The sequence below is a fragment of the Acinetobacter sp. YH12023 genome (assembly GCF_013420135.1).
Lineage (GTDB): Bacteria > Pseudomonadota > Gammaproteobacteria > Pseudomonadales > Moraxellaceae > Acinetobacter > Acinetobacter amyesii.
Genome location: NZ_VOYU01000010.1, coordinates 86,395 through 104,183, shown reverse-complemented (window position 1 = coordinate 104,183; position 17,789 = coordinate 86,395). Strand labels below are relative to the sequence as shown.

Below are 17,789 nucleotides of genomic sequence, written 5' to 3'. Positions count from 1 at the left end.
AATCAATAGTGAAATTGGCACTTGAGATATAAGTGTTTTTTGCATTTTTTATGTTTGACTAATTAATTAAATAAATAGTGCAAGTACGATTCCTATTGGAATCGTACTTGCAAATTTAGCTTTTAGAACTTGTAAGTACCGCGGACATAGAATGTACGACCAGTAGGATCGCTATAACGTGGGTCATAGCCATATTGGAAGTTATCTAAAACGTTCGATGCTGCAGGTTCTTCAGCAAAGATATTTTTGATACCACCAGTGAGCTCTAAGTTTTTAAATCCACTGTAAGTTGTTGCAATGTTATAAAGGGTGTAGTCAGGAACACGATGTTTGTCGAACTGTGCTTTCCCAGTTTGGTTTTGGTCGTCATAACCACGGAAGAACTGTTGTTCAAAAATCATTTTCCAGTTTTCATAACTCCAGTTTAGATTTGCTGTGTGTTTCCAACGTAAAACAGCTGGATCGTCATACACGCCAACTAAGCCTTCCCAAGCACCATCTTTTTCTTCTTGATAGTCATTTTTGATGACATAGGTACCATTAATGCCAAAGCCGAAACGACCTGTCGCGGTTAATGGTGAAAGATAATCTAAGCTAATGTCGATACCTTGAGTTTTAATACCCCCTGTATTCATTAGAATGGTATTGATGTATTCAATACGACCATCGGCACCACGCACGAATAATGAAGCATATTTCTCAGGATCTTCAAAAATTGAAGTTTCACCCACTTGGCCAACTAATTCGTCAATTTCAATGTTGTAATAATCAACAGCTAAAACTAAGTTTTTAATTGGTTCGTAAACAAAGCCGGCTGTAAATGTTTTAGATTCTTCTGGTTGAAGATCTGGGTTACCACCTTGCATACGGTAGAACTGAGTATTACATTCGGTTTGATATTGAGTTGAGGTTGGTTTACCGCCTGGGCAAAGGACAGGGTCGTTATATTTTGCGCCAGTGTAGGTTTTACTTTGTTGCGCATTAATTTCCCAAAGGCTTGGAGCACGGAAACCAGTACTGTAGGTACTACGGAACATAAGTTGCTTCATTGGTTCCCAACGAATACCGACTTTTGGATTGAAAGTGTCGCCAAAATCGCTGTAGTCGTCATAACGTGCTGCAAGTTGAGCTTCAATTGTTTTGGTAATTGGAATTTGAAGCTCAGCAAAAGCGGCAGTAATATCTCGGTCACCTTTACTCAGAGGTTTGTCAGGGTCAATACCACTACCTGGTACAAGGCGTACTAACTCAGAGTTTACTTTTGCTTCCCAATCTTGAGTTGTAAAACTTCCACCAAATGCAAAACCAACATCACCAGCTGGTAAGGTGTAAATCGGGCGGCTCACGGTAAAGTCAAATGTTGTGGAATCAAGTGTTGCTTCGTTTGTTGTACCACTCACATTTAATGAGGTCCAAACGTTAGCATCTGCAGATGGACCAAATGGGTTGATTGTGCCGTCATTTAATCCTTCTTGTAGTTTGTTACGATTTAAGTATCCACTAACAAAGCTATCTGATGCTTCGCCTTTTGCGTAAGTTACGCCACCGTTGATATCCCAACCGTATGCTTCACCTTCAAGTCCAGCAAAAATACGATGAGATTCATTGATAGATTGTGAAACACGGTTGCCCGCTTGAGAGCGTAAGTAAAGTTGTAATGGATCACCACTTAGACCATCAACACCAGGGGTAATACCCTCGCCTGGATAATATTGACTGCTTTTAGGAATCGTGACAGAGCGGCTGTAGACGTCTGGAGCAATAGATGTCGTCACTTTGCTTTTTGCATAGACATATTCACCAATAGCGTTGAAGTTATCGCTAAGTTTGATGGTTGCACGACCAATTGCAGACAAGTCCTCAGTTTCTGGCTGAATACCAATTAAAGCTTGCGTATTAAGGAAGCAGAGTCCGCCATCTTCAGTGACATTGGTTAAATTATTACAATTGGCTGCACCACCATACGGGTTCGCTAATACACCTTCAGGATTTCCGTCAGCATCTAAAGGCCCGCCGTTTGGATCAAGAAAGTTAGCAGGGAAGCCATTTGCTGAACCAGCATCGATACCTAACTCAGGTAGAAGGCCACCACGACGGCTGACTTTACGGTCTTTTGCCATAATTTCTTTGGCTTTACGGTAGTCAATTGCGCCATAAACGTTAAAACCTTGTTCATCTAAGTCGCCATAGCCACCAAAAATCGAAACATCGTATTCTTCGCCGCCTTTATCTTCTGGTTTGAGTAAACCACCGCTAATACCTAAGCCAGTGTATTGTTTTTTTGTAATAAAGTTAATTACACCTGCGATTGCATCTGCACCATAAATTGCAGAGGCACCATCACGTAAAACCTCAATACGTTCAACCATTGCAAGCGGAATAGTATTTAAGTTGGTCTCAGATGTACTAAATGGGCTATAAGCCAAACGACGTCCATTAAGTAAGACGAGGGTTTTATCTGATCCTAAGCCACGTAAGTTCGCTGTTGAGCCTGACGTATTACTTGCACCAACGTTTTGCGCTGTACTGTAGCCCGCTTGGTTCGCACTAATTTTAGTTAAGGCTTCTTCAGTCGTTGTAACCCCTTGTTTAGTTAATTCTTCAACTTTAATCACCGTAATAGGTGAAGAACTTTGAGCAGAAACCCCTTTAATGGATGAACCAGTCACAGTTACTTTGGCTACTTTCGTTGGCTTTACTGTTTCTTCTTCATTTGTTTCTGCTGCATGCGCTAAAGATAAACACAGCATACTTAAACTAAGAGTACTTAATTTAAGTATTGTTTTGCTAAATGGTGTGCCCCCCACTGATTTAGCATTTTTTTTCTCTTTCATAGTAAAAGTATTCCTTTTTGTTGTAGTTAGCGATATTGCTTGATTCTTTTTAAGCAATTCAAGTGCCAAATTTATATTTAAATTTTATTTTCAAATATAAAATACTGATAAATATCTACATTATTGAGTTTAAAGTGGAGAACTTTAAGATGAACGGTAAGTATATTTTTTTTAAAGTTATCTTTTAATTAGGTTTTATCAGGAATTTAACTTTTGATCAAAATTTTTTTTAAAAACATGATTAGATGCAAATTAAACCTTAAAAAGTGTGAATTAATTCATATTTATGTGTTTGATTTATAAGATTAATCAGTGAAATAAATAAAAAATAAAAACATATAATTCATTGGTTTATATGCTGATGACTTGTCATTTCATCTGAAGGTGATCCATTATGAATCAGGAATGTATTATATTTGTGCAAAATATGCTTGGATGCGTTCAACAACAAGAGTTGAATTTTTGATAAAAACGAGCTTTACTCGGAAAGTCGCTATTAGTATAAATTTATCTTAAAAAATGAATTTAAAAGGATATTTAATTCAGATAACTTTCAACCAAGGAGTGGTGGCATGAATTTCGCTTTATATTAATTACTGTATTAAGTTCTACGTTTAAAACTTAATTTAAACTGGTTCATTTTATTTTAGTAAAGGTGGCTTTATTTAAAGTCTGCTTGCGGCTTTGTATTATTAAAAAATCATCAGAAAGGAAAAGGTTTGGAAACTAGAAAATTTAAAATAGCGCTCCTTGCATTATTAATTTCAACAGGGATGATGGCCGAGGTTCAAGCTTCTGCACAATCGAATAAAGTTTTAAATATTGCATTTGAAGCACCGGATGATGGTTTTGATATGGTCAAAACCTATAATTATTATAGTGGCAATATTGCGGAAGCCATTTTTGAACCCTTATTGAAATATGACTATCTAGCACGTCCTGTTGTTCTTGTTCCAAATACTATTGAAGCGATGCCAAAGATTGAACAAGAAGGAAAAGTCTATACCTTCAAAATCAAACGAGGCATCCATTTTTCAGATGATCCAGCCTTTAAGGGAAAAAAGCGCGAGCTAGTTGCGCAAGATTACATTTACGCGATTCAACGAATTTTAGATCCAGCTAACCGTTCTCCGACCTATTCATTTATTGATGGCAAAATCTTAGGAGGGGATGCGGTCGTTGCGGATGCAAAGAAGTCAGGAAAATTTAATTACAATGCGGCTATTGCCGGCCTAAAAGCGATAGATCCTTATACTTTGCAAATTACTTTGACGCGCCCTGACTATAATTTTCAATATATTTTGGCCTATGTTACGTTTGGTGCAATTTCAAAAGAAGTTGTTGAATTTTATGGCAATAAAATTGCACAGCATCCTGTGGGAACAGGACCGTATCAGCTCAGTAAATATGTTCCACGTAGCAAGATAGAATTGGTTGCAAACCCGAATTATCGTGGTTTTGTCTGGAATTTTAAATCGACAGGCACCGCTTGGGACAATCAGTTAGTTAAAGAAATGAACGGGAAGAAAATGCCACAAATCGGCAAGGTTTCCGTCAGTATTATTGAAGAAGAACAGTCACGGTGGTTAGCATTTAAAACAGGGCAGCTAAATTTTGATAAATTGACCTCAAATGCTGTCCCACAAGCCTTAGATTCTCAAAATAAACTTAAGCCTGATATGCAAAAGCTCGGCATTAAGCATTATCCAAATAAAGATGCTGAAATCACCTACAGCATGTTCAATATGCAAGACCCGCTTGTCGGTGGTCAAAGCCTTGAAAAGATCGCTTTACGCCGTGCCATCAGCATGTCATACAATCAAGCTGAATCGATTAAACAGTTATATCAAGGGCAGGCCGTAAAGGCTGAAATGTTTTTACCAGAAGGCGTGAGTGGCTTTAATCCAAAATATCGCAGTAGTTTGGGATATAACCCATTGCTGGCCAATAAATTACTGGATCGATTTGGGTATAAGAAAGGTGCTGATGGTTATCGAACCTTGCCCGATGGTAAAGCGTTGACCTTAAAAATAAATACTGAAAATAGCTCTAAATCGCTGATTCAATCTGAGTTATGGAAAAAAAATCTCGATGCCATTGGGATACGGGTACAGTTTAAGGTCAGTAACTTTGCTGACAATTTAAAAGAAGCAATGCAATGTAAATATATGATGTGGTCTGGAGCGTGGATTGCAGATTATCCTGAAGGGGAGAACTTTGCTCAATTACTATATGGGCCAAATTCAGGACAAGGGAATTTAAGTTGTTATCAATCTAAAGCTTATGACGCATTATATAAGCAAGCTATTGTGTTGAAACCTAAAGATCGTGAACCTTTTTATGAAAAAATGAACCGTCAAATTGAAGCGGATAACCCTTGGATTATCCATTCTACACGGATTCGTAATTGGTTAATTCACCCTGAAATTCAGGGGTATAAAACACATCCAATGATGAACACCAGTTGGCAATATCTCGATATTCAGCCTAGTAAAAAATAATTGAGTCAGGATTACAATGAAGCGAAATTCGAATTTTACGCTAACCAAATTTGCTACAGCGTGTTTGATGGGGGGAGTGTTGTTCAGTGCGATGCCGACATTAGCATTGGCAAAGAATCCAGCAGATCCAAATAAAGTTTTACGTCATATTTTCCCTGTCGCAGAAACAGGTTTTGACCCAGTTGGCGTGCATGATCTGTATTCTGCACATGTGAATACATCAATCTTTGAAACCTTATATACCTATGACTATTTAGCATCGCCGGCAAAGTTGGTTCCTAAAACGGCTGCTGCGATGCCAGAAATCAGTGCTGATGGTTTGACTTATACCATTCGCCTGCAAAAAGGCATTTTTTTTGCTGATGATCCTGTATTTAAAGGCAAAAAAAGAGAATTAACCTCGGCTGATTATGCATATACCTTTAGACGTTTAGTCGATCCACAACTTCGTTCACCAAACAGTTGGCTACTCGATGGTCGCATTTTAGGCATGGAGAAGGTTCTAGAAAAGGCGAAAAAAACAGGTAAGTTTGATTATGATGCGCCCATTGAAGGCATACAAACCCCTGATCGGTATACCCTTGTCATTCGTTTAAATTCTCCAGATCAAAACTTTCCAATGTTATTGGCTCATCAACCTGCATCGGCTATGGCACGTGAAGTGGTCGAAAAATATCGAGACAAAGCGGGTTTTGTGATGGGTAAACCGGTGGGTACAGGGCCATATATTTTGACACGCTGGACACCTGGCTCACGAATTATTTTAAAGGCCAATCCAAACTATCGTGGCTTTGTCTGGGACTTCAAGGCATCAGATGCCAAAGATGAAAAGATTGTAAAAGCCATGCAAGGCAAAAAAATGCCGCAAATTGGCGTGATTGATATTCAGGTGATGGAAGAATCACAATCACGTTGGTTGACCTTTGCAAAAAATGAAGCGGATTTGTTGGTACTAGATGGAGATTTGTCGGTACAAGCCTTAAAAGATGGAGAGCTAAAGCCTGAGTTGGCTAAAAAAGGCATCCAAATGTCGCGGATTTCTGACCCCTCTATCGACTATCACTATTGGAATATGCAAAACCCTGTGGTTGGAGGTTTTAGTAAAGAAAAAATTGCATTACGTCGTGCAATGGCGATGGCTTATTCAGCAGATAATCAAATCAAAATTTTGATGAATGGTGATGCACAAAAATTACAAAGCCCAATTCCACTCGGCGTTGTCGGCTATGACCCGAATTATAAGTCGAGTATTCCATACTCAGTTAAAGCGGCAAATTTATTGCTCGATCGTTATAACTATAAAGTCGGCGCAGATGGCTGGCGTACTCAACCGAATGGTAAACCGCTAACGATTGAAATGACGATATCGGGCAATAGTAGCCGTAGTCAGCAGTTGGGTGAATTTTGGAAGAAAACTTTAGATAGCATCAAAATTAAAATGACAACAAAGTCGATGCCATTTGCAGAAGCTTTAAAAGCCGAAAAACAGTGTAAAACCATGTTTAAAGCATCTGCATGGATCGCAGACTATCCAGATGCAGACAATTTTATGCAATTGTTCTATGGCAAAAATATCAATGTCACCAACAACGGCTGTTCAAAAATACCTGAATATGACCGCTTATATGAACAGACACAGCGTATGAAACCGGGACCGGAGCGTGATGCAATCTATCGAAAAATGTCGCGCATATTAGAAGTGTATATGCCTGTCCAAATTAATTATGCACGTTACCGTAGTGTGTTGTCGCAACCACGCGTGATTGGTTATAAAAAGCATCCAATTTTGGCAACAGAATGGATGTACATCGATATTGACCCGAAAAAATAAAATGGAACAAAACTGGAGAAATTATGAAAAATAAAGCTTTGAAACTCACCACCCTCAGTATGTTGATGATCGGCGCTAGCCAATTCGTTCAAGCCGAAGATTCAATACGGAGTACTTTGCCAAAGTTCCAAGCCAAAGAAATACCTGCGCTGTGTGATGCCAAAATTCAGCAAGTGAAAACAGATTTAGCGGCATTTGAGCAAAAAAAGATAAAAAATAATGCAAAAGCAGCACCTGTTTTGGCGGAGTGGGATCAAATTTTTGCCAAATTTGAAGATTTTTATGGACCAATCGGACTATATAGTAACGTCGATCCTGATGAGGCTTTACGTAAGGCGGCGGAAGATTGTGAAATTAAAATTATGGAGTTTCAAACTTCGGTTTATCAAAATCCAAAACTTTACGAGCAAATTAAAAAACTCAAAACCAATGACGAAATTGATAAAAAAATGCGTCAAGACATCTTGGATGGTTTTGAAAATACAGGGGTACAATTTACACCTGAAAAACGTGCTCGTTTGAAAGCTATCTTTGATGAATTAGCAAAAATTGAACAAGAATATGCGCGTAATGTACGAGATAATAAAGAAAAACTGGAGTTTACACCGGCGGAGTTGAAAGGCTTGCCAGACAGCTATATTTCGGGCTTAAAGAAAAATGAAAAGGGCAATTATTTGCTCGGTTTTGAATACCCAGAATACCGTCCATTTATGGAACTAGCAGAAAGCGATGATGCGCGTAAGCGTTACCAAACTGCATTCACGCGTCGTGGTACTGAGAAAAACTTAGTATTGTTAAAGCAAGCAATGGATTTACGTTATGAAATTGCGCAGCTCTTTGGCAAAAAAAGCTATGCCGAATGGGTGTTGCAACACCGTATGGCAAAAGACCCTGAAACAGTGAATAAGTTCTTAGCCGATGTTCATCAAACGGTGGCACCTTTAGAGAAAAAAGAAGTTGAGACTTTACGTGAGTTCAAAGCGAAAAGCCTGAAAATTCCACTCGAAAAAGCTGAAATCAATCGCTGGAGTGAGAGTTACTGGAGTGAAAAACTTCGCAAAGAAAAGTACCAAATCGATCAAGAAAAATTGCGTGACTATTTCCCAACCCAAGCATCTCAAGAATGGATTTTTGCCATTTCATCTGACCTTTATGGTATTGAATTTAAGCCTGCGAAAGTCGATGTTTGGCAGTCAGAAGTTGAATATTACGATGTAAAAGATAAAAAGACCGGTGAGTTGCTTGGTGGTTTATATATCGATAAATACCCACGTGAAGGGAAGTATGGTCATGCGGCTGTTTGGGGCGTAAAAGGTGGTAGTACCTTGACTAAGCGTAAACCGATTTCTGCTTTGGTGACCAACTTTAACCGTAAAGGTTTAAATAGTGATGAACTTGAAACCTTTGTTCATGAGTTTGGTCATGCCTTACACGGTATTTTGTCGAATACACGCTATGCATCTCAATCGGGGACTTCTGTAGAGCGTGACTTTGTAGAAGCACCTTCACAAATGTATGAAGAGTGGGCGCGTCGTAAAGAAACTTTATCTACACTCGCAAATTACTGTAATCCAGCGTGTCCACCTGTAGATGATGCACTGATTAATAAATTAAAAGCAGTTCATAGCTATGGACGTGGTTTGCATTATGCACGTCAAGCCTTGTATGCAAAATATGATATGGCACTTCACTCATCAGATGCTTTGAGTGTTAAACCCTTAGATGTCTGGAAGAAAATGGAAGGCGAGACAGCTTTAGGCTATGTCCCAAGCACTGAATTCCCAGGACAATTCAACCATATCATGGGCGGTTACCAAGTTGGCTATTATGGCTATATGTGGTCTGAAGTGATGGCACTCGATATGTTGTCTGCTTTCGGAGATAACCTAAATAACCCTGAAGTGGGACAACGCTACCGTAAAACGATCTTATCGCAAGGTGGTCAATATGAAGCCGAAAAACTGGTGCATGATTTCTTAGGTCGTAAACCTGATAACAAAGCTTTCTTTGATGAAATTACTGGGCAACGAGTGAAGTAAGGACAACTTTATGCTGGCATATATCATACGGCGTATATGGCAGATGATCCCAACGATGTTGGGGGTTGTTCTGCTCATATTCTTCTTATTTAACTGGGTAGGTGGAGACCCTGCATATATTCTAGCAGGCAAAATGTCGAACCCAGAGCAAATTGAAAACATCCGACAACAGTTGGGGGTTGATCAACCCTACTATGTCCAATTGTGGATTTTCATTAAGCAGATTTTAACTTTTGATTATGGAATGAGTTGGAGTACAGGTGAGTCGGTGTCAGATATTATTTTGACCCGTCTAGGACCGTCACTGACGATTTTAATTCCTTTAACCATTTTGCAAACGATTATTTCAATTGGTTTGGCACTTGCTGTGGCTTCAGTTCGTGGCACATTAACCGATCGTATGATTATGATGCTTTGTACGATTGGTATGTCGATTAGTATTTTGGTTTACATTATTGTTTTCCAATACGTATTTGCATATCAGTTGAGTTGGTTTCCGGTTCAAGGCTGGAGTGATCACTTTAGCGAAAACTTATTTAAATACGGTTTACTGCCTATCTTAATTATGTTGGTGGTGAGTATTGCGCCAACTTTGCGCTTATACCGCAGTTTTGTATTGGATGAAGTCAATCAAGACTATGTTCGAACTGCGCGCGCAAAAGGTGTGGGTGAAAGCCGTATTTTAGGTGTACATGTACTGCGTAACGCCTCAATTCCAATTATTACCGATGTCATGTCGAGTCTACCGGCACTGCTGATAGGCGCTTTCCTGATTGAACGATTCTTTGGTATTCCGGGTATTGGTCGTGAAGTCATTATTGCTGTTGAACGCAGTGACTTCCCTGTCATTAAGGCGATTACAGTCTACGTTGCAGCGGCTACAATGATTTTTAACTTAATCGCGGATTTGATTTATAAACTTGTCGATCCTCGCGTTCAGTTGAAGTAGGTGGCCTATGCTAGGAATATTCAATAAGACCAAAGCAACGGCATCAACACCTGCATCGACTGGCTTGTGGAAGTTGGCGATGCGACGCCTAAAAGCCGATAAATTAGCGATGGTGTCGTTGTTCGTTGTACTGTGCTATTTCGTGGTGTTGTTATTGTCGATGACAGGCATGGTTGCATCCAATTGGAATAAAGAAGTGGCTGTGAGTTATGCACCTCCAAGTTTTATTGGGGCGGAACTCAATGAAACAGCCAAAACCAAAGCATCAGCAGAAGATATGGCATTGCCTGAAAATCCTGTTGATCCTTTAAAAGATGTAATTGCTGAACTGAATGCAGAGATTGCGACTGAGCAAGGTGGTGCCAATGCAATTGACTACTATGGCGTTGTCGATCCACTAGCAGAAGATATGAAGGCGATTGATCAGCAATTGGGTGGTCATTTGTTAGATCAACAAAGTGAGCTAAAACAAACTTTACCGTTTGGTGCGGATAAATGGGGGCAGGATGTCCTGCAAAAAACCATTAAGGGTGCTGAAACATCTATTATTGTTGGCGTGGTAGCTGCATTACTTGCTGTCGTGATTGGGACAATTTTAGGGGCAATTTCTGGCTACTTCGGTGGTTGGGTTGATGATATTTTAAACTGGTTCTATAACATTTTTACCTCGATTCCGTATTTGCTCTTGGTTCTTGCGATTGCTGCTGTACTACAACAAAAGGGGATCTTGTCAATTGTCCTCATTCTAGGACTTACTGGGTGGACGGGGGTATATCGTCTGATTCGTGCAGAGTATATGAAGCATACTTCGCGTGAATATGTACTTGCTGCCAAAGCGATAGGAGTTAGTCATTTCCGACGCATCTTTGTGCATATCTTTCCGAACGTCAGTCATATTGCATTGGTGCAAATCTCGATTTTAGTGGTGGCCTTTATTAAGTCAGAAGTGATTTTGAGCTTCTTGGGATTTGGTGTTCCTGTTGGGGTTGTGTCATGGGGTAGCATGCTTAATGAAGCACAAAGTGAATTGATTTTAGGTAAATGGTGGCAGCTTATAGCAGCATCTGTAGCAATGGCGGTTTTAGTTACGGCATTTTCGATGTTTACTGATGCACTGCGTGATGCATTAGATCCAAAATTGAAATAAGGAGGAGTAAAGGATGACGGAACAAAATCAAACTGTTAAACCAACGCTCCTCAGTGTTCAAAACCTGAAAGTGAGCTTTAAAGCCGAAGATAAAAGCTATATCGAAACGGTCAAAGGAATATCTTTTGACATTCCTGCCAATACAACTGTGGCACTTGTGGGAGAATCTGGCAGTGGCAAGTCGGTGACCTCATTGGCAACTATGGGGCTGTTGCCACGTGATCAAAGCCGTATAGATGCAAGTAGTAAAATTGTTTTTGAAGGGCAGGATTTACTGAGTCTGTCTCCAAGAGAAATGCGTAATATCTGCGGTAAAGATATTGCGATGATTTTTCAGGAACCGATGTCGTCACTCAATCCTGTCTTTACGGTGGGTGATCAAATTGCCGAAGTATTACGACTTCATCTAGGTATGGGACGTAAGCAGGCAAGAGCACGGACTTTGGAATTATTGAAGGAAGTGGGTATTCCTTCTCCTGAAACGAAAATTGATGCCTATCCTAGCCAAATGTCAGGTGGCCAACAACAGCGGGTCATGATTGCTATGGCGATTGCATGTGAGCCGAAGTTATTGATTGCCGATGAGCCAACCACAGCACTTGATGTGACGATTCAAAAGCAAATTTTAGATTTACTTGAAGCCTTGCAAAAGAAACGTGAGATGTCGATGCTATTCATTACGCATGATTTAGCATTGGTAAGCGAAATTGCCGATCAGGTGATTGTCATGCGTCATGGAGAAATCCGTGAACAAGGCTTGGTCAATGAAGTGCTGGATCATCCTAAAGATATCTACACTCGAGCTTTGCTTAAGTGTCGTCCACAGATGTCAGAGCGTCCTTATAAATTACCGATGATCAGTGATTTTATGCGTCAAAATGGTGATGAGCTGATTGAGGATGCGCATTTATCTGAGGAAACCCGTAGACAACGAACGCGTGGTCTTACGGGTAATGAACAGATTATTTTAGATGTCAAAGACCTGAAAAAATCGTTTTATAGCCGCAAGGGTTTATTTGGTAAGGATGAGTATCAGGCGGTCAAAGGTGTCTCGTTTCAACTGGCGAAAGGTAAAACGCTCGGATTGGTTGGAGAGTCTGGCTCAGGTAAAACCACAATTGGCCTTTTACTGATGCGTCTACAGGAAGCGACAGGTGGTCAGGCGCTGTTTGAAGGTCATGATATTTTGGCGATGAGTGACAAAGAATTTACTCAATATCAGCGCAAAATACAGATCATTTTCCAAAACCCATATGCTTCGCTCAATCCACGATTTACTGTGGGTCAAATTTTGATGGAGCCGATGCAAGTGCATCAGATAGGGAAGGATGATGCTGAACGCGAGCAAATGGCGTTTGATTTGCTTGAACGTGTCAGTTTGCCTGCCCAAGCATTTTATCGCTATCCACATGAGTTTTCTGGTGGTCAGCGTCAACGTATTGCCATTGCACGATGCTTGACCTTAAAGCCAGAAATTTTGATCTGTGATGAGTCTGTCTCTGCCCTAGATGTTTCGGTTCAAGCCCAAGTTCTGAATTTATTGCAAGATTTACAAGATGAATTTGGTTTGAGCTATATCTTTATTTCACATGATTTATCTGTGGTGAAATATATTTCTGACCAAATCATGGTGATGAACCATGGTGATATCGTTGAAATTGCAAACTCGGATGAGCTGTATCGATCACCACAGCATGAATATACCAAGCGTTTGCTGAGTGCGATTCCACAAACCACTGAACAGTTTGTTTAGTGTTGGTATAAAAAAACCGCTCAAATGAGCGGTTTTTTTGTGCTTAAGAAATTAAAATTTCTTAAAGCCTTTGTTGTTTCCGCTAAATGCACGACTTGGCACAGAGTCATTACGACGCTCACGATTGCCAAAATTGTCGTTACGACGTTCACGGTTACCAAAGTTTTCACTGTTGCGATCATTACGGTTATTGTTGAAACCGTCGTTGCGACGCTCTGAACGATTAAATCCATTGCCGTGGAATCCACCTTCAGTACGACCAGTACGACGTTCGCCACGATTGTCTTGATAACCATTGCTTTGTAGTGGCTGGTTTTCGTCACTGTCACGACGTTGTTGGCGTAAGTAACCACCACGACGTGCTGCCATTGGTTTGTCTTGCATACGTTCAGTACGACGTTTCGCCATACCAAACAGGCCAGTACCTTGACGTGGTTTAAGTTCAACCGACTTGGTTAAATTGTCAATATCTTGTTTATCTAGCTCGATCCAACGACCAGTACGTAGTTCGCGTGGCAGAATTACTGAACCATAACGTGTACGTAAAAGACGGCTCACTTTTAAGCCTTGAGATTCGAAAATACGACGAACTTCGCGGTTACGACCTTCTTTTACAACCACTTGATACCAACGGTTAATACCGTCACCACCAATTTCAGAGAATGACTCAAATTTTGCAGGGCCATCATCTAAAACAACGCCTTGTAACATGTTGTTTTTTAACTGAGGAGTGACTTCACCCATGACACGAACGGCATATTCACGTTCGATTTCGCTAGAAGGGTGCATTAAACGGTTCGCCAGTTCACCGTCATTCGTGAACAGCAATAGACCTGTAGAGTTGATATCTAGACGACCTACCATTACCCAACGATCACCTGTAATTTGAGGTAATTGCTCAAATACCGTTGGACGGTTTTCAGGGTCATTGCGTGAGCAAATTTCGCCTTCTGGTTTGTAGTAAATCAACACACGGCGACGAATTTCGTCTTCAATTTGGAACTGAACTTTACGACCATCGATGCGAAGCTCATCACCTGGTTCGATACGTTCACCCACTTGGGCAACTTGCCCATTTACGCTCACACGACCAGCGGCAATGACTTCTTCCATATAACGGCGAGAACCCAAACCAACGCGTGCGAGCACCTTTTGCAATTTTTCACTCATGACAGCATAACCTTAGAAATTATCATCAACAGTTCACCTATTTATGACTTCGGTGCATTCGCATCGAGGGCCATAAAAGCTTCCTTGGCATCCTGCAGGGGAGGCAATTGGCCCAATGAGGTTAGACCAAAAGCATTTAAAAATTGAGGCGTTGTAACTAACAACGCGGGTCGTCCTGGGAGTTCACGAAAACCAGATTCTTTAATCCAGTTCCAGTCAAATAACGTACGTAAAATTTGACTATTGTTGGTCACCCCACGGATTTGCTCAATATCTGCGCGGGTTACCGGTTGATGGTAAGCAATGACAGAAAGAGTTTCGAGCAAGGATGGCGATAAACGAGTTGGTCGTTCAGGCCAGGTCTGTGCAATAATATTACGATATTTTGCACGTACTTGAAAACGGAAACCTTGAGCGGTTTCAACAAGTTCAATTGATCTGCCGTGTTGCAGCATTGAAAGCTGCTGCAAATATTGGCGTAATTCGGTTTTACTGAAACGGTCTTGGAAAGCCTCTTTTAAACGGGCAATACTCACTGCCGCTTCACTGGCAAAAATAATGGCTTCAAGCTGCATCAAAATTTCATGCAGATTATCTTCTGAAGACACCGCAGTCATTTGTTTAAGTGCAGTGTTCATGCACGTGCTCCCTGAATTGCAAGCGGTGCTTCTACACCTGATGCGACAATTTGGACTTTTTGTTGGCGTGTCAGTTCCAACACGGCCATAAATGTCACGACAACACCCATGCGGCCTTGGCTTGGTTTGAGTAAGTCCGCAAAATCTAATACTTCACCTGACTCAAGCTTAGTTTCAATATAAGCAATACGTTCTTCGAGTAAGACAGGTTCTTGTAAAATTTGGTGGGTAACTGGTTCTGGTCGATTAAAAACACAGAGTATGGCATAGCGAAGTAATTGAATGTCATAACCGTCATTGGTTTCGACAATCGTTCCTAAACTGACATTGGTATCGAATGTATCTCGATCCAATACTGACATTTGACCTAATCTTTCCGCAGCTTGTTTGATGCGAAAATACGTTTCTAAACGGTCAATCAATTCTTGTTTAGGATCTTGTTCATGTGCTGCGGTCGATTTAGGTTTTGGCAATAATAGACGCGATTTTAAATCGGCCAATAAAGCTGCCATCACCATATAATCTGCGGTTAATTCAATATCTAGAGATTTCATTGCATCCATATAGGACAAATATTGGGATGCAATTGGGGCAATATCGACTTGTAATAAGTCGAAGCCATTTTTTTGAATCAGGTAAATCAGAAAGTCGAGTGGTCCTTCGAAATGCTCTAATAGAATTTCAAATGCAGCGGGTGGAATGTACAAATCTTCTGGAATAGCTTCTTGCCACTCATCCAAAACGCGAATGTGTGGAGCATCTTCCATAGAATTATGGACAGTTTGGTTCATTGCAATTATAGGCCACGCGAATTTTCAAAGGCATGCAGACAGCTTTCGCTTCGATCTCACATCGAAAGTAAAAGCACAAAAGTTATAGGGAATAGTGTAATGGAAAAATGCGTTTAAAGAAATTACTGAACGGTTGAATTGGGTAAAAAACTTAAAATTTATAGGGAATAGGCTTTATTTATACACATGTAAAATTTTAAAGCTGTGATATCGATCACATCTTGTGTTAATTGTAAAAGATACACTCATTAATCAATGAACTCATTTAAGCTGTGATATCTGGGTGATGGGCGTCCAGCATGAAATGATTTGAATGAATTGACTAAAAGAATATTTACTATGCCACAACAATATAATCAATGGGATCAGGCCGTAGGGATGACGTTGGCGCAGTTTGAACCTTGCCAGTTCAGATGTAAAACCGAAGTGGGGCAATTTGTTCGACTTATTCCGATGTTGCCCGATCAGCTTGATGATAGTCTTTTACAGCGGCTATGGCAGACAGTACAACTAGAACCTGATGAACGCTGTTGGACGTATTTGCCTTATTCTCAAATTCAAAGCATGCAGCAATTGCTTGATTATTTTCAGCATTCCTTTCATTTTGCCGGTTCGATACATTATGTCATTGAAGTTGGTGATGCCATTGTAGGATGGGTTGGTTTGCTCAATGTACGCCCAGCACATGCCGTCATCGAAATTGGTAATGTCTATTTTTCAAGTTTAATGAAGCAATCAACAGCCGCAACTGAAACCATTTATCTATTGTTAAAAGCATGCTTTGCAGCGGGATATCGACGGGTGGAGTGGAAGTGTGATGACTTGAACACGCCTTCGAAAAATGCTGCCTTACGTTTTGGCTTTCAATTTGAAGGGTTGTTTCGTCAACATGTGATAGTGAAAGGTCGTAATCGTGATACTGCTTGGTTTGCGATGTTGGATCAGGATTGGCCAATGTTGTCTCAAGCATATGCAGCTTGGCTCAATACAAATAATTTTGATGAGCAGGGACAACAAAAAATTCACTTAAAAGAATTTATGCAGCTTTATTGCGCTTGAGCAAAAGTACACGATCAAGGCTTTGAACCTGTTAGTAAGACCCTTTGTTCAAGTGCAAATTCGATGATGACTTGGCACTGCGCTTGCGAACAGAGGTTTTGATTAGCTCTACGTTTAAACAGTGATTTGACCGTTGATGCATGCAAAAAATAACGAAAAATTTGCGGCTGTGTTGTCGCTATTGGTGAAATTAAATTCTTATCTATTGCCCTCAGTTGAGCCTTGGATTCTAAAGTCCACGGCTCAGTGGCATATATAGCAAGATGATTAAGACTGTTTTGCTCGGAGACACTGAGGTCTATCGCATTTTGGAGCTTGAGTAAAATTTGAAATAAAGTCATCAGGTCGATTCCTTTATCGAAAGGTGCTTTAACCGCGTTTTGAGCAGATGACCTTTACATGCTGTGCCTCTGATCGGTAACAGCATGTATTTAACAGTACATGCTATTCAAAGGCACTGACATCACCGACACCACGGCGAATCACTTCAGGGTATTCACCTGCAAGGTTTACAACGCTAGTGGTATTTAAAGTACCTAAACCGCCATCAATTAATACATCTATGCGTTTGCCGATTTGCAGTTCAATTTCGTAAGGGTCATCAATCGGTTCTTTTTGGCCCGGTAAAATTAAGGTCGATGTTAATAAAGGCTCACCCAATTCTTTGAGTAATAATTGGCAAATCGGGTTGCTCGGAATACGCAGTCCAATGGTTTTCTTTTTAGGATGCATTAAACGGCGAGGAACTTCACTGGTCGCAGGTAAAATAAAGGTGGTGACAGCAGGGGTGTTATTTTTCAATAAACGATACATGGCATTGTCGACTTTGGCATACGTGGCAATGTCAGATAAATCTGCACAAATAATCGCATATTGATGTTTAGCATCGAGCTGACGAATTTGGGCAATGCGTTCCATGGCATTTTTGTTCCCAATCTGGCAACCGATGGCATAGGCGGCATCTGTAGGATAAACCACCACATCGCCGGCACGAATCCGTTCAACGGCCTGCGTAATTAAACGGGGCTGAGGATTTTCCGGATGTATTCTTAAATGCAACATGTCGTTTTCCTCTTA

The 17,789-nt window shown here is 40.5% G+C and carries 13 protein-coding genes; 7 read left to right on the top strand and 6 right to left on the bottom strand.

Annotated elements, in window-relative coordinates; translation table 11 throughout:
• Window positions 1-122: 122 nt before the first annotated feature.
• On the bottom strand, window positions 123-2,834 hold the full coding sequence (locus FTT92_RS11965; RefSeq protein WP_078194235.1) for a TonB-dependent receptor: 2,712 nt from the start codon (window positions 2,832-2,834) through the stop codon (window positions 123-125).
• 773 nt (window positions 2,835-3,607) lie between these two features.
• Here FTT92_RS11965 and FTT92_RS11960 point away from each other — a divergent pair.
• From FTT92_RS11960 to FTT92_RS11935, 6 genes are all read left to right on the top strand, one after another.
• Window positions 3,608-5,335: an ABC transporter substrate-binding protein gene (locus FTT92_RS11960; protein WP_180121335.1), complete on the top strand. Its 1,728-nt coding sequence runs from the start codon at window positions 3,608-3,610 to the stop codon at window positions 5,333-5,335.
• Window positions 5,336-5,402: 67 nt separating this feature from the next.
• Complete coding sequence (locus FTT92_RS11955; protein ID WP_373683697.1) at window positions 5,403-7,166, top strand: ABC transporter substrate-binding protein; 1,764 nt, start codon at window positions 5,403-5,405, stop codon at window positions 7,164-7,166.
• A 23-nt stretch (window positions 7,167-7,189) separates the two neighbouring features.
• Window positions 7,190-9,205: a M3 family metallopeptidase gene (locus FTT92_RS11950; RefSeq protein WP_078190068.1), complete on the top strand. Its 2,016-nt coding sequence runs from the start codon at window positions 7,190-7,192 to the stop codon at window positions 9,203-9,205.
• 10 nt (window positions 9,206-9,215) lie between these two features.
• The gene (locus FTT92_RS11945; RefSeq protein ID WP_078190067.1) at window positions 9,216-10,154 is read left to right on the top strand and encodes an ABC transporter permease; all 939 of its coding nucleotides are present in this window, start codon (window positions 9,216-9,218) and stop codon (window positions 10,152-10,154) included.
• 7 nt (window positions 10,155-10,161) lie between these two features.
• The gene (locus FTT92_RS11940) at window positions 10,162-11,301 is read left to right on the top strand and encodes an ABC transporter permease (RefSeq protein WP_078194230.1); all 1,140 of its coding nucleotides are present in this window, start codon (window positions 10,162-10,164) and stop codon (window positions 11,299-11,301) included.
• A gap of 13 nt (window positions 11,302-11,314) precedes the next feature.
• Window positions 11,315-13,054, top strand: coding sequence for an ABC transporter ATP-binding protein (locus FTT92_RS11935; RefSeq protein WP_180172212.1), 1,740 nt, complete (start codon window positions 11,315-11,317; stop codon window positions 13,052-13,054).
• 51 nt (window positions 13,055-13,105) lie between these two features.
• Here FTT92_RS11935 and rluB read toward each other — a convergent pair whose 3' ends face one another.
• Genes rluB through FTT92_RS11920 form a run of 3 tightly spaced genes read right to left on the bottom strand, consistent with a single transcriptional unit; the run spans window position 13,106 to window position 15,653 of the window.
• On the bottom strand, window positions 13,106-14,224 hold the full coding sequence (gene rluB, locus FTT92_RS11930) for a 23S rRNA pseudouridine(2605) synthase RluB (protein ID WP_180085370.1): 1,119 nt from the start codon (window positions 14,222-14,224) through the stop codon (window positions 13,106-13,108).
• Window positions 14,225-14,265: 41 nt separating this feature from the next.
• Complete coding sequence (gene scpB / locus FTT92_RS11925; protein WP_180172211.1) at window positions 14,266-14,862, bottom strand: SMC-Scp complex subunit ScpB; 597 nt, start codon at window positions 14,860-14,862, stop codon at window positions 14,266-14,268.
• Entirely contained in the window at window positions 14,859-15,653 is a 795-nt protein-coding gene (locus FTT92_RS11920) for a ScpA family protein (RefSeq protein WP_180172210.1), read from the bottom strand. Before FTT92_RS11920 ends, scpB begins: the two co-directional genes overlap by 4 nt.
• Before the next feature lie 339 nt (window positions 15,654-15,992).
• On the opposite strand from FTT92_RS11920, the gene FTT92_RS11915 reads away from it, so the two are divergent.
• The gene (locus tag FTT92_RS11915; protein ID WP_180172209.1) at window positions 15,993-16,712 is read left to right on the top strand and encodes a GNAT family N-acetyltransferase; all 720 of its coding nucleotides are present in this window, start codon (window positions 15,993-15,995) and stop codon (window positions 16,710-16,712) included.
• A 14-nt stretch (window positions 16,713-16,726) separates the two neighbouring features.
• Here FTT92_RS11915 and FTT92_RS11910 read toward each other — a convergent pair whose 3' ends face one another.
• The gene (locus FTT92_RS11910; protein WP_180172208.1) at window positions 16,727-17,053 is read right to left on the bottom strand and encodes a hypothetical protein; all 327 of its coding nucleotides are present in this window, start codon (window positions 17,051-17,053) and stop codon (window positions 16,727-16,729) included.
• Window positions 17,054-17,156: 103 nt separating this feature from the next.
• Entirely contained in the window at window positions 17,157-17,774 is a 618-nt protein-coding gene (locus FTT92_RS11905) for an L-threonylcarbamoyladenylate synthase (protein WP_078190059.1), read from the bottom strand.
• Between the last annotated feature and the right edge of the window lie 15 nt (window positions 17,775-17,789).